We start from the raw sequence: 18,654 nt of genomic DNA, 5'->3' as shown, positions 1-18,654 counted from the left end.
CTTTGGGACAGGCTGGTTGGATTTCAGCGGCTACACGGCAGCACAAAAAATCAGTGCCCTGGTGCGTGGCATTGAAGGAGACAAACGCTGGAACACAGCTCTTGCCAAAGCTCCAACGGCAGACGCGATGCTTGATTTGCTGGAGTCAGCTAGCAACAAACTGAAGTTGGGACTCAGCCGCCAAGAGCTGGCCACAACGCCTCCTTTACGGGATTGGCTGTGGTTCAAAAAGAACAAACCTCTGTTCACCATTGGCGATGAGTTGCCCCGCTATCGCCAGCAATAGAGCGGCTTAGTACAGCCGGCTCAGCACAAAGTCCGGGAGCTCCATCAAGGCATCACGCGAGGCGCTGGCCGGCAGGAACTTGAGATTGGTGGTGGATTCACGGGCCATGGATTCAGCTAGGGCCCTCGCCCGCTGGATGCCCTGGCTCTGACGCACAAGGCCCAAAGCTTGATCGAGGTCGTCGGGTTCGCTGAACTCCCGCTCAATCAACACCGCCAAGGAGGGGTGCTCCTCCATGGCATAGATCACTGGGGCTGTGAGGGTTCCAGACGCCAAATCGGAAGCAGCTGGCTTACCAAGCTGATCGTCACTGCCCGTGAAGTCGAGGATGTCGTCCACGATCTGAAAAGCCAGACCAAGTTGACGACCAAAGCTGTGCAGCTGGTTGAGCTGATCGCGCTCGAGCTCTGAGAGCACACCAGCGGCTTTAGCGCTGTTGGCGATCAAAGACGCTGTTTTCCAATAGCTCTTTTCGAGATAGGTCTCGAGGCTTTGACCGGTGTCGTAGCGGAATAGACCCTGACGGATTTCACCTTCCGCCAGATCCATGATCACGCGGCTGAGAAGCTTGACCACTTCAAGGTCATCCAAATTGGCCAGATGCCAACTGGACTGGGCAAACAGAAAATCACCAGCTAATACCGCCACACGACTGTTGAAACGGCTGTGAACCGTGGGCACACCGCGGCGGGTATTGGCCTCATCGACAACATCGTCATGAACCAGCGAGGCCGTGTGGATCATCTCGGTGATCTGGGCCAGGCGCCGGTGGCGCAGGCTGAGCTCACCAGCGGGATCCAGGGCCCGGCTCAGCAACAAGACAATTCCGGGCCGTAAGCGCTTACCGCCGGCACTGAAGAGATGCTCAGCTGCCGCCTGAAGAATGGGGTGACCGGCGCCAATTAAGGCGCGCAAATCGCTGAGAAGCTGCTCGAGGTCGGACTCGACGGGCTGAAGAAGCTGGGCAACCGTCGACATGGCTCCGCCTGAGTGAGCCGATCCTAGTGGCCGTGACCCTCTGGCTGGAGAGAAATCTGCTCAACCGGGGGCCGTTGACCCAACCAACGGGCCGATCCTGCAGCAAATTCAGCGGGATCGCCCGTGGCCACAACCCGGCAGCCACTGAGATCTGGCTCAATGGCGGGCCGCCGTTGATCAGGAAAAAGCGACAGGGTGAGATCGACCAGAGCATGGGCTGGATCAATTAGCTCAACGCCCGCTGGCAGCAGATCGCGCAGCATCGGCTCGAGCAGCGGGTAGTGGCTGCAGCCCAAAACGATGGCTTCGACGCGAGCATCCAGCAGGGGTTCGAGATAGCGCTGCGCTGCTCGCCGCAAGGCCGGTGTGTCGAGCTGATGGGCCTCGACAGCTGGAACAAAGGCGGGACAACCCATCTCAACGATGGTTAAACCCTGGCGCTGAGCCTGCAATGCGCGGCCGTAGGCGCCACTGGAGGCTGTGGCTTCCGTGGCAAGGACGCCAATGCGCTGTTGCTGCACCTGACGGGCCACCGCATCAATCAGACCCAACACCGGCACCCCGGCTTCGGACTGGGCCACATCAAGGGCCAAAGCATTGGTGGTGTTGCAGGCCATCACCACGGCTTCCGCTCCTTGCTCACGCAGCCAGCCCACCACCTCAGCGGCAATGCAGCGGATTTCAGCGCGGTCGCGGCTGCCGTAGGGAACGCGGGCCGTATCCCCCACGTACACGCACCGCTGGCCTGGCCGCTGGCTCAGCAAGCGGCGCAACACGGTTAGGCCACCCAAACCGCTATCGAACAATCCCAACAGGGCCTGAGGCCGCAACCCGGTGAACTCCGATGTGGCCACGCGCTGCAACGAGAGGCTCAGGGCATCAGCAGAAGAGCTCAGGGTCATCCGGCCACTCTCAGATAGTTGAGGATTCCCACGGCGATCGCCAGTGCCAGCTGACGACGGTGGGCAGGGTCAGCCAGATCGGCAGCATCGGCGGTTCCGGTAAGGAAACCGAGCTCCACAAGGCTCGCGGGGCTGTTGGTGCGGCGGATCACGTAGAACCGCGCCTCCTTGACCCCTCGGTCTTTGCGCCTGACTGTCCTCAGGATTGAGTCATGAATCAAGGAGGAGAGTTTTTTTCCCTGAAAGCTTTGGAAATAGAACGTCTCGAGTCCGTTGACCTCCGGTCTACGCATGCTGATCGCATTGGCATGGATGCTCACAAAGGCATCAGGGCGCCATTGGTTCGATAGACGGGCGCGGGGAGGCAAATCGACCGTGGCGTCTGAGCTGCGCGTCATCTTCACGACCACACCTTTGCTGCGCAGGTGTGAGGCCACCTGCCGCGAGACATCCAGCACCACATCTTTTTCGCGGGTGCCACCAATGCCGATAGCGCCCGGGTCTTTGCCCCCATGGCCAGGATCAAGCATCACCCGATAGGCCCCGCGCCGAACCCACGGCAGACTCGCCACCGTGAGGGTTCGCAGTGGGGCCCTCGAGCGTCCGGGCCTGGTTGGCGCGCTGGTGAAGGCCACCTCCCGCTGGAGGATGCCTTCACCCATGGCCACAAAGCGGGCGTCCTGGAGCGGGAAGCGCATTCGCCAGCTGTCCCAGTCGAGGCCCACCAAACGCAGCTTCGATGGGTCGAGTTCAACGCCACGCTTGAACTCGATCACCAGGCGCGTCACACCGCGCTCGGGCATACCCACACGAATTTCGCGAACGGCGCCTTTGCCTGGGATCTTTCGCGGCCGCTGGGGGCTGCCAGGGAAATCAATCCAAATGCGATCGCCATAGCGGCCATCGCCGTCTTTGAAAAACGCGTCAAGATCAAGGTTTGGAGAGGTGCGCAGCAGCAGTTCACCCTTGGCCGTGATGGCCCAAGCCGCAAGACGGCTGAAGGCACGGGCCGGCAGCACGGGGATGAGCTGAGCAGCCAGAACTCCCGCCATCAGGCTGGAAGCCCAACGGCGAGCCTCAAACATGGGCGGGCTCAGAACAGGGCTGGGCGACGATGACGCAGGCTCGGCATCTGCGCGCGAATGCGCTGCAGATGGTCGGTGTCGATCGGGGCGATGGCCACACCAGGGCCCACGCCTGCATCGGCGAGAACGGTGCCCCAGGGATCAATGACCAGCGCATGGCCGTGACTCTGTCGGCGCCCATAGTGCAGCCCGGTTTGCGCCGGCGCCAGCACATAGCTGGTGTTTTCGATGGCACGGGCTTGCAGCAGCACCTGCCAGTGGTCTTTGCCGGTGTAGGCCGTAAAGGCGGCTGGCACCATCAACAACTCAGCGCCGGCTCCTGCCAAATGGCGGTAGAGCTCGGGGAAGCGAACGTCGTAGCAAATGGAGAGACCAACGCGGCAGAGCCCTGGAAGGTCTGCCACCGGTGGCAAGGAACTCCCAGCTGTGATCGTGTCTGATTCGGTGTAAGTATTGCCGTCAGGCAGATCGACATCGAAGAGGTGGATCTTGTCGTAGGTGGCCAGCACCTGACCATCGCGGCTCACCAGCTCGGAGCGATTGAACGTGGCGGCTTCACCGGCTGGAACCGGGAAACCACCCCCAAGGATCGCCACTTGGTAGCGACGCGCCATGGTCACCAGAAAGCGGCTGCAGCGCTCAGCCAGGGTTGGTGCCAGCTCGAGACGTTTGTTCTCAGCACCTAAGAAGGCGAAATTTTCGGGCAGGCCAACCAACTCAGCCCCGCGACGGGCCGCCAGATCAATGAGCTCCTCAATCTGGGCAAAATTCGAATCTGGATCAGGGGTGCTCGTGCACTGCAACGCCGCAGCCAGAAAGCTCTTCACCACAGATCACCCAATCGCTAATGACTGTAATCAGCTCAACCGCAAAACACCCGGTTCGTCCTGGCTCGGAACCACCGTGAGGCTGTCAACCGCCGCGCAGCAAGCCAGATCAGCATCGTGGTCGCCCAAGCGCTGCAAGCGCTGGCCGTGGCTGGCCAACCTGAGCAGGGCTTCGGGTTGATCTTTCCATTGCTGCCAGAGGGCATGGGCGGCGCAGGTTTCATCGTTGCCGGCCAAGTCCAGCAGGCTCGCCCCACTGCCCTCGAGCAGGGCATCCGCCAGGGCACCGGCCGCCAGGCTGTCCTCCAGGGAGTACGCCCCTTCCCAGCCGCTACCCACCATCCAAATCTGATCAGGGCGGTGCTGCAGCAGCCGCTGCGCCACAGCGCTGCGGTTCACAAGGGCAGCCGTGAGCAGCATCGGAGCAGAGCGCACACGATCCAGGGCTCGGGTGCCATTGGTGGTGCTCATGAAAATGCGCCGGCCGCCGATCCGCTCAGGCGTGACCGCCAAGGGGGAATTCCCCAGATCAAAGCCTTCCAGCTTTTGGCCGCCGCGCTCACCAGCGCGGAGTGATTGGTCATCCGGCCAGGCCGATGCGGCTGCATCCAGTTGAGCCAAATCGGCAAAGGCCTGAATCGCTTCAGCTCCGTTGTGCAGGGCCCAAGCCATGGTTGTGGTGGCCCGCAGCACATCGATCGCAACAGCGGCATCGGCCATCCCTTCGGCAGGGACGCGATCGGGGCTGTGGAAGTAGCTCAGGCGCATGGGGCAACAGCTGGCTTTTGCGTGCGCGACAGTAGGGCCCTTTGCCGCGGGGCCATGGGCCAAAAGGATCTACAGGATTTCCTGCGGCTCGTTGAGCAGCGAGGCCAACTGCGTCGTATCACCGCTCCTGTCGATGGCGACCTCGAAGCCGCTGCCATCGCCGATCGGGTTTTGGCCATGGGCGGGCCGGCGCTGCTGTTTGAAAACGTGAAGGGCAGCTCGATGCCCTTGGTGCTCAATCTCTTGGGCACCGTTGAGCGGGTCGCCTGGAGCATGGGTCTCGAGCGGGTCGAAGAGCTCGAAGACCTGGGCAGCCGCCTAGCCCTGCTGCAACAGCCCAAACCACCCAAGGGCCTCAAGGAGCTGACCAGCTTTTCACGAGTGCTCTGGGATCTGGTCAAGGCCAGACCCGATCGTGACCTCACACCCCGCTGCCACCAAAAGGTTGTGCCTGAGGCTGAGCTGGATCTCAACCAGCTGCCGCTGATCCGCCCCTGGCCAGGCGATGCAGGACGGGTGATCACCCTGGGCTTGGTGATCACCAAAGACCCGGAAACCAAGGTTCCCAATGTGGGGGTCTACCGGCTGCAACAACAGGATGCCCGCAGCATGACCGTGCACTGGTTGAGCGTGCGCGGCGGCGCGCGTCACCTGCGTAAGGCTGCAGAACGAGGCGAAAAACTCGAGGTAGCCGTTGCCCTAGGGGTGCACCCGCTGCTGGTAATGGCTGCCGCCACGCCGATTCCTGTGCAACTCAGCGAATGGCTCTTTGCCGGGTTGTATGCCGGCCAAGGTGTGCATTTGGCACGCTGCAAAACCGTTGATCTGGAGGTGCCCAGCCACAGCGAAATTGTGCTGGAAGGAACCATCACCCCGGGCGAAACCCTCGGGGATGGCCCCTTTGGCGACCACATGGGCTTCTACGGCTTGGAGGAACCCTCGCCGTTGGTGCGCTTCCACTGCATGACCCAGAAGCGCGAACCGGTGATGCTCACCACTTTTAGTGGCCGGCCTCCCAAAGAGGAAGCGATGCTGGCGATTGCGCTGAATCGCATCTACACGCCGATCCTGCGTCAGCAAGTCAGCGAGATCGTCGACTTCTTTTTGCCGATGGAAGCCTTGAGCTACAAGCTCGCGGTGATTTCCATCGATAAGGCCTACCCCGGGCAGGCCCGGCGAGCCGCCATGGCCTTCTGGAGTGCCCTGCCCCAGTTCACCTACACCAAGTTTGTGGTGGTGGTTGATAAGAGCATCAACGTGCGCGATCCCCGTCAAGTGGTGTGGGCCATTGCCGCTCAAGTGGATCCGCAGCGGGATCTTTTTGTTCTCGACGACACGCCGTTTGATTCATTGGATTTCGCCAGTGAACGGCTCGGGCTAGGGGGTCGCTTGGCAATCGATGCCACCACCAAAGTGGGCCCTGAAAAACGACACGACTGGGGCGAGCCCCTGAGCCGTGATGCCGAGAGCGAAGCCAAACTCGATTCCCGCTGGCAGGAGCTGGGATTGGGTGATCTGGTGGGCCATGAACCCGATCCCAGCCTGTTTGGATTGCAGCTGGAACACGTGCTGAAACGGCTGAGCTGATGCTGACGCGCGCCGGAACCATTGCCCTGCGCGCCTTGGTGGAGCTGGCCCGGTCTCCGCACAGCGTGATCTCGGGGCCTGAACTGGCCAAACGCCAGGAGCTTCCGGAGGCTCGCCTCGAGCAAATCCTGCTGCAATTGCGGCAGGCCCAGTTGGTCGAGGCCCGTCGTGGTCGCAGTGGGGGCTATCGATTGAGCCGACGCGCCGACGATCTCAGTGTTCAAGATGTGCTCGACGCCGTTGGTGGCCGCAGGCAGCTCAACCTTGAGATTGAGTCAGCAGAAGGCGCGATTGGCCAAGCCGGACAACGGCTGGAACAGCAACTGCAACAGCGGTTGCAACGGGCTGTGGAGCGGGAGCTCTCCCAACTGAGCGTGGCGGAATTGCTCTATGACCAGCGCAGCTGGGAAGCCAGCCTGGACCCCGATCAGGGCTTGATGTTGGGTTGAGTTGCGCTGCGGCAGTACTGACGCAACGCGGACGGAGCCGTCCAACGCTGAACACTGGCCAATGAACGAGCCCGGGTGATGCGCACCACCTTGGGTTGGGGCGTGCAGCGATAGAGAAATTCGAAAGCCTCAGCCGACTGAGACCGGCCGCTGGAGACCTGCTTGTACATCAGCGGAAAGCCGCTGGTGTCGCTGTCTTGCCAGCGGTAATCACAAATGAGTTGCTGACCATCCACGCAGCCTTGGCGAAGCCAAAGGCCCGGTGGCGGTTGGGGCTCAGAGCGAACGGCCTGGGGAATGGCCAAGGAACTGAGCACCAACAGCAACAAGCCGGAGCGCATGGGAGTTGATCAGCACTGGGCGCAAGGTATGGCGTCAGCGCTGCGATGCAAGCCCCTGAACCTCAAGAGCAGGTGTAGTTCTGCCCGCGATACGAGCACTGGCTGGGCTGCTCGATGGGGGTGTCGTGATGGACGTCGACATAGGCGACGCCGCGATAGGCCTTGGCCATCATCAACTCAGCTTCAAAGCGGCGCTGAGCCTTGATTTGCCGGTCTTTGATCATCGAGAGGACGTTCATGGGGACCTCCACGTATTGCCCGCGTCCCCGTTGCCTGGCGCGGGTCTGACTGCACCCCTTGCCGGGGCCAACGTGAACACAATGTAAGTCCTTTGGTAGCAATCGCTACCGTTTTGAACTTTTGTGTTCTGGGTCGTCCTGCAGCATGGGGGCAACTTCCGAGCGGCTATGGGCAGCGTCTGCCTCAGCGGTGGCGGCAGCCTTCACGGCTCAGTGCGCGTCCCCGGTGATAAATCGATTTCCCATCGCGCTCTGTTGTTTGGAGCCATCGCGACAGGCACCACCACCATCGAAGGGCTGCTGCCTGCAGAAGACCCCTTGAGCACCGCCGCTTGCCTCAGGGCCATGGGCGTCACGGTCTCAGCGATCGACAGCAGCGGTGTGGTGCGCGTGGAAGGCGTGGGCCTCGATGGGTTGCAAGAACCAGCCCAGGTGCTCGATTGCGGCAATTCCGGCACAACGATGCGGTTGATGCTGGGCCTTTTGGCTGGCCGTCATGGCCGCCATTTTGTGCTCGATGGGGATGGCTCCTTGCGGCGCCGGCCCATGGCCCGAGTGGCCCAACCGCTCGCTCAGATGGGAGCCGAAATCGGTGGCCGCGAGGGAGGCAACAAAGCACCACTGGCCATTGCGGGCCAAACCCTGAGCGGCGGCACGATTCGCACGCCCGTTGCCAGCGCTCAAGTGAAAAGTGCGCTGCTACTGGCGGGATTAACAGCCAAGGGCAGCACCACCGTGATCGAGCCAGCACTATCGAGAGATCACAGCGAGCGCATGCTGCGCGCCTTTGGAGCTGAACTGATCAGTGAGCCACACGCGGCGGAAGGCCCCACCGCGATCGTGCGGTCCGGCGCTGAACTCCATGGACAACATGTGGTGGTGCCAGGTGACATCAGTTCCGCTGCGTTTTGGCTGATCGCCGCCTTGGTGGTGCCCGGCACCGAGCTCACGATTGAAAACGTGGGCATCAATCCCACCCGCACCGGAATCCTGGATGTGTTGGAGCAGATGGGTGCACCACTTGAAGTCCTCAACCAACGGGATGTGGCCGGCGAACCGGTCGCGGATCTGCGTGTTCGCTACAGCCCGCTGAAAGCCTTTGAGATTGGTGGTGAGCTCATCCCCAGGCTGGTGGATGAAATTCCGATCCTCTCGGTGGCGGCCCTCTGCGCCGAAGGCACCAGCGTGATCCGCGATGCCGCTGAGCTGCGGGTCAAAGAAACCGACCGCTTAGCCGTGATGGCAAGACAGCTGCGGGCCATGGGGGCCGAGCTGGAGGAAACCACAGACGGCATGGTGATCCCAGGTGGCCAGCGCCTCACTGGTGCTCAGGTTGATAGCGAGACCGATCACCGCGTGGCCATGAGCTTGGCGGTGGCAGCACTGATCGCCAGCGGCGACACCTCCATTGACCAAAGCGAGGCTGCAGCGGTCTCCTACCCAAGTTTCTGGGATGAATTGGCCCGATTGCAGCGGGGCTGAAGGGCTGCTGAAGCCGTGCCGCTGCAAGGACGGCAGCTTCAGCCTCTGGAGTGAGGATTACGGGCAGGCGTTTCATAGCGAGCGAGGGGCCATCCAAGAGGCCCAAGACACCTTCCTGGCACCGGCAGGCCTTGAGCGATTTGCGCCTGGCAGCACGCTGCGGGTTTTGGAACTGTGCGTTGGCACCGGCACCAACACCGCTGTGTTGCTCGAGGCCTGTCAGCAGCGCCAACTGCAGCTGCAGTGGTGGGGGCTTGAGCTCGACCCCCAGCCACTACAGCTGGCCTTGGCTGACCAGCGCTTTCAACAGCAGTGGCCCCACCAGATCGTCGAAGCGCTGAAAAAGCGAACAGCCTCGATTCATTGGGGGGATGCGCGTCAAAGCCTGCGTGGGCTGCAAAGCCAATTGGTTGGGCGCTGCGATCTGGTGATCCATGACGCCTTCTCACCAGGGGTGTGCCCGCAGCTTTGGAGCCTGGAGTTCCTCGCGCTGGTGAGCCAATGCCTGGCGCCCCAAGGTCGGTTGACCACCTACTGCTCAGCCGCATCCGTGCGCCAAAGCCTGCTGACCCATGGGTTGCAGCTGGCTGGATTGAAGCCGCACGCCGGCAGCGCTCGCCACCAGTGGAGCGGCGGCACCGTGGCCAGTCCATCTGAGTTGCCACTGGCTGAACCGCTGGTGGCGTTTTCGCTGATGGAGCAAGAGCATCTGCGAACCCAGGCCGCTGTGCCCTACCTCGATCCCACTGGCCAAGGCACGGCTGCTGAAATCCAAGAGCAACGCCGCCAACAGCAGCAGAGCAGCGGACAGTTGAGCACCAGCGCTTGGCGCCGCCGCTGGCAGCAGGGGGAGGGCCTGCGGAATGCCGGTAGATTCCCGCCCAGTTGACACGTCGTGATGCTGGCGGTTGCCGTTCTGGCCGCGGGGAAGGGAACCCGCATGAAGAGCAATCTGCCCAAGGTGTTGCAACCCCTCGCTGGAGCCACCCTGGTGGAACGGGTGCTGGCCAGTGCCCGAAATCTCAGCCCCGAGCGGCGGCTGTTGATCGTTGGCCATCAAGCCGAGCGGGTGGAGCAGCAGCTCAGCGCTGTGGGCGGACTGGAATTTGTGCTGCAGCAACCCCAAAACGGCACAGGCCACGCCGTGCAACAGCTGCTGGACCCTCTGGCCAACTTCGAGGGTGAATTGCTGGTGCTCAATGGTGATGTGCCGCTCCTGCGCGCTGAAACCATTGACCAACTCGTGAGTACCCATCGCAGCAGTGGTGCCCAGGTGACCCTGCTCACAGCTCGCCTGAACGATCCAACCGGCTATGGGCGCGTCTTTGCCGACGAGGAAGGCGCTGTGAGCAGCATCATTGAGCATCGCGACTGCAGCGCGGAGCAGCGCCGCAACAACCTCACCAACGCAGGGATTTATTGCTTCAACTGGACGGCGTTGGCAGAGGTGCTGCCCAAGCTGAGCACCGACAACGACCAGGGCGAGCTCTACCTCACCGACACGGTGGCGATGTTGACCAAAGCCATGCACGTGGAGGTGGCTGACCCTGATGAGGTCAATGGCATCAACAACCGACAGCAGCTGGCACAGTGCGAAACGATGCTGCAAGAACGCCTGCGACATCACTGGATGGCGGAAGGGGTCACCTTTGTGGATCCGGCGAGCTGCACCTTGAGTGAGGGCTGCCAATTCGGACGTGATGTGGTGATCGAACCGCAAACCCACGTACGTGGTCGCTGTCAGATCGGCGATGAGAGCAGGCTCGGGCCTGGCTCGTTGATCGAAGACGCCGAGTTGGGCCGAGGCGTCACGGTGGTCATGTCAGTGGTTCGCGAGGCCACCGTTGGTGATGGGGTGTGCATTGGCCCCTTTGCCCACCTGCGTCCTGCTGCGGTGATCGGCAACAACTGCCGCATTGGCAACTTTGTGGAGGTGAAAAAGAGCACCGTTGGCGAGGCCAGCAAGGTGAACCACCTGAGCTACATCGGCGATGCCGAGTTGGGAGCCAGCGTGAATGTGGGAGCCGGAACCATCACGGCCAACTACGACGGCGTCAACAAACACCGCACCGTGATTGGTGATGGCAGCAAAACCGGTGCCAACTCGGTGTTGGTGGCGCCGATCCAACTGGGCAAGAAGGTGACAGTGGCCGCTGGATCAACGCTCACCAAAAACGTTCCTGATGGGGCCTTGGCCCTGGGCCGCGCCAAGCAGCTGATCAAAGAGAACTGGGCTGGCCCGGCTTGATCAGCTGAGTAGCGGAATCAACCGGTCCAAGGCAATCCCTCGGCTGGCTTTCAGCAGCACGTGATCACCTGGGCGCAACCACTGCTTCAAGGGTTCAGCGGCCGCTTCCGGACTTGCGACGCAGACCAACTTGCTGAGCCCAGCAGCACCCTGCATCACAGCACTGGCCTCAGGTTCCTCAGCCACGACCACCAGCCCATCGAGGCCCAGGGCCGTCGCTTTTTCCCCCACTTGGCGATGCAGGGACAAACTTTGATCGCCCAGCTCCAGCATCGTGCCCACCACGGCATAACGATGGCCGCCGGGCTGCTGCTTCAGAAGCTCCAGGCTGGCCAACATCGCTTCCGGTGAAGCGTTGTAGGTCTCATCGAGGACGCTGACCCCATTGATGCTCAAGCGCCGCGCGCGTCCACCAGGCAGCGACACCGACAGATCACGCAGCTGTTCTGCCGTGACGCCCAACTCCTGAGCAGCAGCGAGAGCCAGCAGGAAATTGCGGGCGTTGTGGCGCCCCTCCAATGGGTTGGTGAGCTTCAACCCTTGGCTGGCCAATTCGATGCTCTGCCCCTGGAGTTGAGCGACCCAATCGGGGGCTGGTGTGCCTGGCTGCAGGGGGTCATCACTGAGCGCCACCCGTTGCACCCGCCCGCTCCAGACGCGGCTGACCTCGGCTTCCAGCAGTGGATCACCAGCTGGAATCACGAGCAAACCCGAGGGCTTAAGGCGATCGGTGATCTCACATTTGGCCTGGGCAATGGCAGCCCGACTCCCCAGGCGCCCGATGTGGGCGGTGCCGATGTTGGTGATCACCGCCACATCGGGTTCCGCGCAAACGCTGAGGCGATGAATTTCGCCCAGGCCGCGCATCCCCATCTCCAGCACCAATCCGGCATGGCTGCTATTACTGCGCAACATCGTGCGGGGAACACCGATGTCGTTGTTTTCGTTGCCAACACTGCTCTCAATGGCTCCTAATGGAGACAAGCAAGCCTTGATTAGCTCACGGGTTGTGGTTTTACCGGCTGAACCGGTCACGGCCACCACGGGGCAATGGAGCTGTCGGCGCCAGGCCAAGGCGATCTGCTGGTAAGCGCTGAGGGTGTCATCGACCACCACAGTGGCCAGCTGCTCAGGCACGTAACCAGCCCAATCGCGGGCGATCAGGGCACCGGCAACGCCAACACTGACGGCCGCATCAAGAAAATCGTGGCCATCAAAACGTTCGCCCCGCAACGGGATAAACAAATCACCCGGCTGCAGCGCGCGGCTATCGGTGCTGATGTGTTCAAACGTCCAAGCCAAGGTCGTTGGATCAGCAGGGGCGCTGCGCCGCTGCACCGGAGCATCCAACAAGCGGGCCAGATCCTGCAGGCAAAGCGAGGGGCTCATGGGTTGGCCAGGTTCCAAAGAATCATGCCCTCGCCAACCTGGGCTGAACGCCCCACAAGCTTGCCAGTGGCATCAACGAGCTGCAGGTTGTCGTAACCGATCGAACGACTCAGATCCAACCAGTGATCGGCTTGTTGCTGACGGGCAGATGTTGAGAGCGCGGCAAACCCATCGCTTGGGGTGAGCTCCAGCACCCCTTGATCCGGCAGCGGATGAATCGAAGCGATCAGATCAGCCGTTGAGCCCTCGTCCAACAAGGCCAGCAAGGGATCCAGACTCACCAGCGGTTCAGCTGGCAAGGGCAGAGGATTCACCTCCGGCTCAGCGGCCGGCAGGGGTTGAGGAGCCGGGGGCGTTGGCTCAAAAGCTTGCTGCAACTGCTGCTCTACAGGCAGCGGTTGTTCCAGCACCACAGCCGGTGCTGGTGTGGTTCCGCGCCCCAGCAGCAACGGCAGGCTCAGGGCTACGGCCAGCAGCAGCGGCCAGAACCAGGCGCTCAGCGCTTGGGGCCAAAAGCCTGGAACCGACAAATCACCTTCGCGATTGCGGCGCCATAGCTCACGCAGGCGCAGCACGCTCGCGGATCCAACAGCCGGTAAGTCGCGCGCCAGATCCTGCCGAAGTTGCTTCCAGGGGCTGCTCCAGGGAACGGGCAGCAGCGATGGCTTCTCCGGTGTGGTCTGGGGGCCGTCCATCAACCGCCGTTTCGGCGCAGCAATCCAAGGGGATTAAAGCGCCGCTGGGGGTTGGGGTCAGCGGCTTCAGCGGCAGCACGAGCGGCCTGCTGTTCAGGCGGCTGGGGAATGGAGAAGGCCGCCACCGCATCGGCTTCCGGCGTGGGCTCCTTCATTCCGCAAACATCGCGGTACATGCGGTCGTATTCCAAGGCGGAACGAGCCCAGCTGAAATCAACCTGCATCACCCGCTTCATCAGTTGCTGCCAGCTGTCTTGATGGCGGTAGGCCTCCCAGGCGCGCACCAAGGCGGTGTAGAGGTCGATCGCTTCATAGCGGTCGAAGCAGAAGCCATTGCCCTCTTGGGTGGCGGGAACATAGGGAGGCACGGTGTCGACCAGTCCACCGACGCGGCGCACCACCGGGATGGTGCCGTAGCGCATCGAGAGCAACTGGCTGATGCCGCAGGGCTCAAAGCGCGAAGGCATCAAGAAGGCATCACTGCCGGCGTAGATCAGCCGGGAGAGATCATCGTCGTAGGTGAGGAAGGAAGCGAAGCGGCCGCCGTGCTGACTCGCCATTTGCCACAGGCCCGATTCCAAATGGCGATCCCCGGTTCCCAACACAACGATCTGCGTATCGGTGTAGGCAAGGAAGCGTTCGGCAACCTGCAGCAGCAGGTCGACGCCTTTTTGATCCACCAAACGGCTCACCAAACCGATCACAAAGGTGTCGGGGTTCACCTGAAGCCCCATGCGCTCTTGCAGAGCCCGCTTGCAGACGGCTTTGCCACTGAGGTCAGCAGCGCTGTAGGTGGCCGGAATCCGCGAATCAGTGGCGGGATTCCAAGCCTCCACATCGATGCCATTGAGGATGCCGCGCAGCTTGCCGCTGATGTAGTTCAGCAACCCCTCCAGTTGTTCGCCATATTCCGGCGTGCGGATCTCTTGGGCGTAGGTGGGTGAAACCGCATTGACGCGGTCGGCATACAGCAAGGCTGCCGCCATGGTGTGGTCGCCCTGCATATACCAGGGGCACCAGGTCATGCGCTCGAGCTTCCAGCGCCAGGGACCTTGGTACTTGAGGTTGTGGATGGTGAAGACCGTGCTGATCTCGGGGTCTTGGTGCATCCACACCGGAATCATGCCGGTGTGCCAGTCATGGCAATGCAGCACCTGGGGCTTCCAAGCGTTCCAGGCAAATTCGGAGGTGGCGCTGGCGAAGAAGGTGAAGCGCCAGTCCTCGTCTTCACCTCCATAGATGCGCTCACCATCAAAAACCGGATGGCCCACCAAATAGATCGTGAGCCCGGTCTTGGGGTGACGGGTCTCATAAACAGCAAAATCGGTGCCCATGGTTTGGGCACGCCAGATCGGCTCGCTGGGCACATCAAGCTGGGACCAGAGCTTGCCGTAGCCGGGCATGATCACGCGCACGTCGTGACCCAACTCAGCGAGGGCTGGAGGCAGAGATCCCACCACATCTCCCATGCCGCCGACTTTCACCATCGGTGCGCATTCGGCCGCAGCAAAGAGGATGCGCATCAAAGTCCCGCCATGTGCGGGGGACTTTACGAAGGAATCAAGGCAGAACCGTTACGGGAGTGCCGGTGCGCACACGGTCAAACAAATCGCGGATGTCCTCATCAAAGAGCCTCACGCAGCCATGGGAGACCGCATGGCCGATGGTCCAGCGGTGGGGTGTTCCGTGGAAGCCAGCGGTGGTGCAGCCTTTGATGTCGAGCATTTGCTCGCCGTCGAAGCCTTTGCGGCCAACACAGTCTTTGTAAAAGCCGATCCAGCGGCTGCCCAGCGGATTCTTGGGATCTTCGCCAGTGACCACCTCACCGGTTTGGGGATGGGCCCAGGAAGGATCGCTGACCTTGTTGAGCACCCGGAAGGTGCCGGCTGGGGTTTCCCAGCCGGCCATTCCCACTGCAACCGGATAGCGGCTCACTAACTGCCCCTGCTCGATCAACAGCAGCTGACGGCGGCTGCGATGCAGCACCAGATGCCGTCCTGCGCGACCGACCACATTGGAGGGCAGCTCGGCAAGCTGCAGCTCCAAAGGACGCAGGGGATGATCGGGATCACTGAGGGGGCCGGCCTGCAGCGGGGTGGCTGCAGCGATCAGCGCTGAGAGGAGCAGAGGTTGAAAGAGCCGCATGACTTCAGTCGATAACGCGGACGCGAGTGCCTTCCTTCACCAGGTCATAGAGAGCCACGGCATCGCGGTCAAACATTCGAACGCAACCGTTGCTTGCCGCCGTGCCGATCGACTTCACGCTGCCGGTGCCATGGAAACCAATTTCATTGCAGGCGCCGGGACGAAATACCGGAGGGTTGGCGTCGAGCGAGGAGCGATTACCGCAGGTGTACCAAAAGCCAATCCAACGGGTGCCGATGGGGCCAAGGGCATGGGGCTTGACCTGGCGGCCGGTCCAAGGGCTCGACCAAACCGGGTTTTTCATCATGCGGTGGACGGTGTGCTCACCCAGTGGGGTTGGCGCGTCGGAGCGACCCACAGCCACGGGGAAGGTGGCCACCACCTGACCGTTGTGGAACACCTTCACCTTCTTGGTGCTGCGGCTGAGCTCCAGGAGAGTGGTGGGGGATTTTTTGAGGGCCAGGTCGGGCTCTTCCCAAGGAAGGGCTCCGGCACTCGCCGCCGAGGGCAGACCGAGAAGTAAGGCCAGGGGCACCAGCAGACTTTTCATTGGCGAGGGGGAATTCCCCCTTCTGCTAGCCAGTGCGTCTCACTGGACTCATCAGTCTTTATTTATTTCTCAGGGTTTAAGGCAGCCAAGGCTGATCGGAGAAATCTGGAGCGCGTTTTTCGAGGAAGGCATTGCGTCCTTCTTGGCCCTCTTCTGTTCGGTAGAAGAGATGGGTGGCCTGCCCGGCCAATTCCTGCAATCCGGCCATGCCATCGGTGTCGGCGTTGAAAGCGGCTTTGAGGCAGCGGATCGCTGTGGGGCTGTGCTGCAGCACCTCCCGCGCCCAGCGCAGGCCCTCACTCTCGAGCTCAGCGAGGGGGACCACCGTGTTCACCAGTCCCATCGCCAAGGCTTGCTCAGCGTTGTAACGGCGGCAGAGGAACCAGATTTCGCGTGCCTTGCGCTGGCCCACCAGCCGTGCGAGGTGGGCGCAGCCATAGCCGCCATCAAAGCTGCCAACCCGCGGACCGGTTTGACCAAATTGAGCGTTGTCGGCCGCAATGCTCAGATCACAAAGGAGATGCAACACCTGGCCGCCACCAATGGCATAGCCAGCCACCAAGGCAATCACCACCTTCGGCAGGCTGCGGATCAAGCGCTGCAGGTCGAGCACATTCAGCCGCGGGGTGCCCTCCTCATCGAGGTAGCCGCCATCGCCGCGCACCGACTGATCACCACCGGCGCAAAAGGCATAGGCACCATCGGCAGCTGGACCGGCACCGGTGAACAGCACCACGCCAATGCGGGGGTTATCGCGCACCCTGGCAAAGGCGTCATACAGCTCGCTGACGGTGCGAGGCCGAAAAGCATTGCGTTTCTCAGGTCGATTGATGCTGATGCGCGCAATCCCCTCATCAGCCGACAGCTCGAAGAGCACGTCGTCGTAGTTGCCCTGACGGATCCATGGGTAGGCGGGCACAGCCATCAAGGAGCTGGTGTCTGCTCCCACCATGGCTTGTCACGCAACTGCTGGCGCAGCTGGGCATCACGGGACCGGTCGGTGGAGCATCGCAGCAGGCGCATCGCATCACCAGGTTCCAGCAACCACTGCAGATCGGCGGCCAAGGTCTCCATGGCACTGCAGTCACGGGCCGCCACACCGTGTGCTGCCGCGAGGGCCATGGCATCACAGCTCTGGGGCATGGCGAAGAGACGATCAAAATCCATCGACTGCCTAGGGATTGGCAACTGCTCAAAGACGCCACCGCCGCCGTTGTCGATCACAACAAGGCGCAACTCTCCAGAAAGCTGACGGCGCCAGAGCCAACCGTTGGCGTCATGCAGCAGGGCCAAATCACCGGTGACCAGCACCAGTCGCTGCCACTGCTGCGCGATCCCAGCGGCCAGTGAGAGAGTGCCATCAATGCCCGAGGCGCCCCGAAAGCTCACGATCGTGCGGTGGCCGCTCTGGCGCCCGGCAAAGCTTTCCCAATCCCTCACCGGTGAGCTGCTGGCCAACATCACCGGCCACTCCGAAGGAATCAGGTTCTGCAGGGCCCGGGCCAAGGCCGGTTCGCTGCAGGGGCCCTGCAGGGGGAGGTCGTGATCGAGTTGCTGTTGCAGCAAGGTTTCCGCTTGTTGCCAGCGAGCGGCATCGGCGCGGCTGGTCGCCGACGGCTCGTCTGAAGGCAGCAGTTCCACCCAAGCAGCCAACCCATGGGGATGCTGGGCGCAACCACTGGCCAAGGGGTCCTGCCGCCTCGGTTCGGCTTCGGTGATCACGAGCTGGGGCCCTTCAAAGGTCTGCAGCCATTGCTGCAGGCGGCGGCTGGCAGGCATCGAGCCCAAGCGCAACACCTGATGGGCTGGCGGCAACCGCTGCGGCTCAGCCAGCAGCAGGTCGTAACCGCTGACGAGCGGCAAAGGCAGGCCCCGAAGCCCGGAGGAGGCATCCGCCAGGATCGGCCAGCCCGTGCGCCGGTTGAGCTGCTGCAACGCGGCCACAAAGCGGCCGCCATGGCCGCGCCGCCAAGGGCCCACCACAATCACCCCGGGCTGATCGGGATCCAAAGGCTCCAAGCTCCCCAGCCCTGGCGGCTCAAACAAGGGGGGCAGCTCCTGCGCTGCCGGCGGAGCAGCAGCTGGCAGCCCGCTGAGATCGGCATGCAGCGGCTCATCAAAGGCCAGGTTGAGGTGCACCGGCCCTGCAGGCGCACCGAGGGCGTGGCGCATGGCCGACTGAGCTAGGCGCAGCAAACGCTCATCACTAGCGTCATGCAACCCCGCAGCGGGCCCTTGAAGCAGGGCACGGCAGGCCGGCTGCAAATAGGCCTCCTGGTTCACCGTTTGATTGGCGCCGCAGGCCTTCAGTCGCTCGGGGCGATCAGCCGTGAGCAAGAGCAGCGGCAAGGCGCTGAAATCAGCCTCCACCGCTGCCGGCAACAGATTGGCCACCGCCGTTCCAGAGGTGGTGATCACAGCGGTGGGTTGGCCATCGGCGCGGGTTTGGCCCAAGGCAAAAAAGCCAGCTGAGCGCTCATCAATGCCTGTTGTCAGCGCCAGGCCATGGGATTCCAAGCGCGAGGCGGCCAGGGCCAATGGACCGCTGCGGCTTCCTGGGCACAGCACCACCCGTTGGAGCCCCAACCCCATCAAGGCCGACAGCAGGGCTTCAGCGGCGCGGAGATTCTCAGCAGCCTCGATGCTCAACGGGGGCCTGGTGGCGCGTCACGATTGTGCTCGC

At 62.3% G+C, this 18,654-nt stretch carries 20 protein-coding genes; 6 read left to right on the top strand and 14 right to left on the bottom strand.

The features are described from left to right. Window positions 1-16: 16 nt before the first annotated feature. Complete coding sequence (locus SynMINOS11_RS05900; RefSeq protein ID WP_011935577.1) at window positions 17-286, top strand: hypothetical protein; 270 nt, start codon at window positions 17-19, stop codon at window positions 284-286. Window positions 287-292: 6 nt separating this feature from the next. Here SynMINOS11_RS05900 and sds read toward each other — a convergent pair whose 3' ends face one another. The 5 genes from sds to SynMINOS11_RS05875 are packed head-to-tail and all read right to left on the bottom strand — an operon-like array spanning window position 293 to window position 4,846. Next, window positions 293-1,264: a solanesyl diphosphate synthase gene (sds, locus tag SynMINOS11_RS05895; RefSeq protein WP_011935576.1), complete on the bottom strand. Its 972-nt coding sequence runs from the start codon at window positions 1,262-1,264 to the stop codon at window positions 293-295. Between the two features lie 23 nt (window positions 1,265-1,287). Further along, entirely contained in the window at window positions 1,288-2,166 is an 879-nt protein-coding gene (gene murI, locus SynMINOS11_RS05890; protein WP_011935575.1) for a glutamate racemase, read from the bottom strand. Next, on the bottom strand, window positions 2,163-3,251 hold the full coding sequence (locus tag SynMINOS11_RS05885; RefSeq protein WP_186550477.1) for an N-acetylmuramoyl-L-alanine amidase: 1,089 nt from the start codon (window positions 3,249-3,251) through the stop codon (window positions 2,163-2,165). The genes murI and SynMINOS11_RS05885 overlap by 4 nt, the downstream gene beginning before the upstream one ends. An 8-nt stretch (window positions 3,252-3,259) precedes the next feature. Further along, entirely contained in the window at window positions 3,260-4,078 is an 819-nt protein-coding gene (locus SynMINOS11_RS05880) for a carbon-nitrogen hydrolase family protein (RefSeq protein ID WP_011935573.1), read from the bottom strand. Window positions 4,079-4,108: 30 nt separating this feature from the next. Next, complete coding sequence (locus SynMINOS11_RS05875) at window positions 4,109-4,846, bottom strand: 2-phosphosulfolactate phosphatase family protein (RefSeq protein ID WP_186550475.1); 738 nt, start codon at window positions 4,844-4,846, stop codon at window positions 4,109-4,111. A gap of 54 nt (window positions 4,847-4,900) precedes the next feature. Between SynMINOS11_RS05875 and SynMINOS11_RS05870 the strand changes: the two genes are divergently transcribed. Beyond that, window positions 4,901-6,433, top strand: coding sequence for a UbiD family decarboxylase (locus SynMINOS11_RS05870; protein ID WP_011935571.1), 1,533 nt, complete (start codon window positions 4,901-4,903; stop codon window positions 6,431-6,433). Beyond that, entirely contained in the window at window positions 6,433-6,882 is a 450-nt protein-coding gene (locus tag SynMINOS11_RS05865; RefSeq protein ID WP_186550473.1) for an RrF2 family transcriptional regulator, read from the top strand. Before SynMINOS11_RS05870 ends, SynMINOS11_RS05865 begins: the two co-directional genes overlap by 1 nt. On the opposite strand, the gene SynMINOS11_RS05860 is transcribed toward SynMINOS11_RS05865, so the two are convergent. After that, a complete protein-coding gene (locus SynMINOS11_RS05860) occupies window positions 6,861-7,223 on the bottom strand; it encodes a hypothetical protein (RefSeq protein WP_011935569.1) in 363 nt (120 codons plus the stop codon). The two genes, SynMINOS11_RS05865 and SynMINOS11_RS05860, sit on opposite strands and share 22 nt — an antisense overlap. Window positions 7,224-7,285: 62 nt before the next feature. After that, window positions 7,286-7,462 carry a hypothetical protein gene (locus SynMINOS11_RS05855; RefSeq protein ID WP_186550471.1) on the bottom strand — a complete coding sequence of 59 codons (177 nt, stop codon included), beginning with the start codon at window positions 7,460-7,462 and terminating at the stop codon, window positions 7,286-7,288. 168 nt (window positions 7,463-7,630) lie between these two features. Between SynMINOS11_RS05855 and aroA the strand changes: the two genes are divergently transcribed. The 3 genes from aroA to glmU are packed head-to-tail and all read left to right on the top strand — an operon-like array spanning window position 7,631 to window position 11,192. Then, on the top strand, window positions 7,631-8,944 hold the full coding sequence (gene aroA, locus SynMINOS11_RS05850) for a 3-phosphoshikimate 1-carboxyvinyltransferase (protein WP_186550469.1): 1,314 nt from the start codon (window positions 7,631-7,633) through the stop codon (window positions 8,942-8,944). Then, complete coding sequence (locus tag SynMINOS11_RS05845) at window positions 8,916-9,833, top strand: MnmC family methyltransferase (RefSeq protein ID WP_186550467.1); 918 nt, start codon at window positions 8,916-8,918, stop codon at window positions 9,831-9,833. Before aroA ends, SynMINOS11_RS05845 begins: the two co-directional genes overlap by 29 nt. 9 nt (window positions 9,834-9,842) lie before the next feature. Then, window positions 9,843-11,192, top strand: coding sequence for a bifunctional UDP-N-acetylglucosamine diphosphorylase/glucosamine-1-phosphate N-acetyltransferase GlmU (glmU, locus tag SynMINOS11_RS05840; RefSeq protein ID WP_186550465.1), 1,350 nt, complete (start codon window positions 9,843-9,845; stop codon window positions 11,190-11,192). On the opposite strand, the gene SynMINOS11_RS05835 is transcribed toward glmU, so the two are convergent. The 7 genes from SynMINOS11_RS05835 to menD all read right to left on the bottom strand — a co-directional run bounded on the left by SynMINOS11_RS05835 (window position 11,193) and on the right by menD (window position 18,620). After that, a complete protein-coding gene (locus SynMINOS11_RS05835) occupies window positions 11,193-12,581 on the bottom strand; it encodes a UDP-N-acetylmuramoyl-tripeptide--D-alanyl-D-alanine ligase (RefSeq protein ID WP_186550463.1) in 1,389 nt (462 codons plus the stop codon). It abuts the gene before it with no gap. Further along, window positions 12,578-13,276, bottom strand: a complete 699-nt coding sequence (locus SynMINOS11_RS05830; RefSeq protein ID WP_186550461.1) for a hypothetical protein — start codon at window positions 13,274-13,276, stop codon at window positions 12,578-12,580. Before SynMINOS11_RS05830 ends, SynMINOS11_RS05835 begins: the two co-directional genes overlap by 4 nt. Beyond that, a complete protein-coding gene (gene glgA, locus SynMINOS11_RS05825) occupies window positions 13,276-14,799 on the bottom strand; it encodes a glycogen synthase GlgA (RefSeq protein ID WP_186550459.1) in 1,524 nt (507 codons plus the stop codon). The genes SynMINOS11_RS05830 and glgA overlap by 1 nt, the downstream gene beginning before the upstream one ends. A 37-nt stretch (window positions 14,800-14,836) precedes the next feature. After that, the gene (locus SynMINOS11_RS05820; RefSeq protein WP_186550457.1) at window positions 14,837-15,421 is read right to left on the bottom strand and encodes a L,D-transpeptidase; all 585 of its coding nucleotides are present in this window, start codon (window positions 15,419-15,421) and stop codon (window positions 14,837-14,839) included. Between the two features lie 4 nt (window positions 15,422-15,425). Further along, the gene (locus SynMINOS11_RS05815; protein ID WP_186550455.1) at window positions 15,426-15,971 is read right to left on the bottom strand and encodes a L,D-transpeptidase; all 546 of its coding nucleotides are present in this window, start codon (window positions 15,969-15,971) and stop codon (window positions 15,426-15,428) included. A gap of 76 nt (window positions 15,972-16,047) precedes the next feature. Further along, window positions 16,048-16,923 (bottom strand): 1,4-dihydroxy-2-naphthoyl-CoA synthase, encoded by an 876-nt coding sequence (gene menB / locus SynMINOS11_RS05810; RefSeq protein WP_186550453.1) that lies wholly within the window; start codon window positions 16,921-16,923, stop codon window positions 16,048-16,050. Then, window positions 16,896-18,620: a 2-succinyl-5-enolpyruvyl-6-hydroxy-3-cyclohexene-1-carboxylic-acid synthase gene (gene menD / locus SynMINOS11_RS05805; RefSeq protein ID WP_186550451.1), complete on the bottom strand. Its 1,725-nt coding sequence runs from the start codon at window positions 18,618-18,620 to the stop codon at window positions 16,896-16,898. The genes menB and menD overlap by 28 nt, the downstream gene beginning before the upstream one ends. Window positions 18,621-18,654: the final 34 nt, after the last annotated feature.

It is taken from the genome of Synechococcus sp. Minos11, from assembly GCF_014279855.1.
Classification (GTDB): domain Bacteria; phylum Cyanobacteriota; class Cyanobacteriia; order PCC-6307; family Cyanobiaceae; genus RCC307.
Note: the sequence above shows the minus strand (reverse complement) of the source record. Positions and strands in the feature narration are given on the sequence as shown.

Excerpts from the sequence above, each read along its gene's own strand:
- sds (WP_011935576.1), bottom strand. The coding sequence starts at position 1,264 with ATGTCGACGGTTGCCCAGCTTCTTCAGCCCGTCGAGTCCGACCTCGAG.
- murI (WP_011935575.1), bottom strand. The coding sequence starts at position 2,166 with ATGACCCTGAGCTCTTCTGCTGATGCCCTGAGCCTCTCGTTGCAGCGC.
- SynMINOS11_RS05885 (WP_186550477.1), bottom strand. The coding sequence starts at position 3,251 with ATGTTTGAGGCTCGCCGTTGGGCTTCCAGCCTGATGGCGGGAGTTCTG.
- SynMINOS11_RS05875 (WP_186550475.1), bottom strand. The coding sequence starts at position 4,846 with ATGCGCCTGAGCTACTTCCACAGCCCCGATCGCGTCCCTGCCGAAGGG.
- SynMINOS11_RS05870 (WP_011935571.1), top strand. The coding sequence starts at position 4,901 with ATGGGCCAAAAGGATCTACAGGATTTCCTGCGGCTCGTTGAGCAGCGA.
- SynMINOS11_RS05865 (WP_186550473.1), top strand. The coding sequence starts at position 6,433 with ATGCTGACGCGCGCCGGAACCATTGCCCTGCGCGCCTTGGTGGAGCTG.
- SynMINOS11_RS05860 (WP_011935569.1), bottom strand. The coding sequence starts at position 7,223 with ATGCGCTCCGGCTTGTTGCTGTTGGTGCTCAGTTCCTTGGCCATTCCC.
- SynMINOS11_RS05855 (WP_186550471.1), bottom strand. The coding sequence starts at position 7,462 with ATGAACGTCCTCTCGATGATCAAAGACCGGCAAATCAAGGCTCAGCGC.
- aroA (WP_186550469.1), top strand. The coding sequence starts at position 7,631 with ATGGGCAGCGTCTGCCTCAGCGGTGGCGGCAGCCTTCACGGCTCAGTG.
- SynMINOS11_RS05845 (WP_186550467.1), top strand. The coding sequence starts at position 8,916 with ATGAATTGGCCCGATTGCAGCGGGGCTGAAGGGCTGCTGAAGCCGTGC.
- glmU (WP_186550465.1), top strand. The coding sequence starts at position 9,843 with ATGCTGGCGGTTGCCGTTCTGGCCGCGGGGAAGGGAACCCGCATGAAG.
- SynMINOS11_RS05835 (WP_186550463.1), bottom strand. The coding sequence starts at position 12,581 with ATGAGCCCCTCGCTTTGCCTGCAGGATCTGGCCCGCTTGTTGGATGCT.
- SynMINOS11_RS05830 (WP_186550461.1), bottom strand. The coding sequence starts at position 13,276 with ATGGACGGCCCCCAGACCACACCGGAGAAGCCATCGCTGCTGCCCGTT.
- glgA (WP_186550459.1), bottom strand. The coding sequence starts at position 14,799 with ATGCGCATCCTCTTTGCTGCGGCCGAATGCGCACCGATGGTGAAAGTC.
- SynMINOS11_RS05820 (WP_186550457.1), bottom strand. The coding sequence starts at position 15,421 with ATGCGGCTCTTTCAACCTCTGCTCCTCTCAGCGCTGATCGCTGCAGCC.
- SynMINOS11_RS05815 (WP_186550455.1), bottom strand. The coding sequence starts at position 15,971 with ATGAAAAGTCTGCTGGTGCCCCTGGCCTTACTTCTCGGTCTGCCCTCG.
- menB (WP_186550453.1), bottom strand. The coding sequence starts at position 16,923 with ATGGTGGGAGCAGACACCAGCTCCTTGATGGCTGTGCCCGCCTACCCA.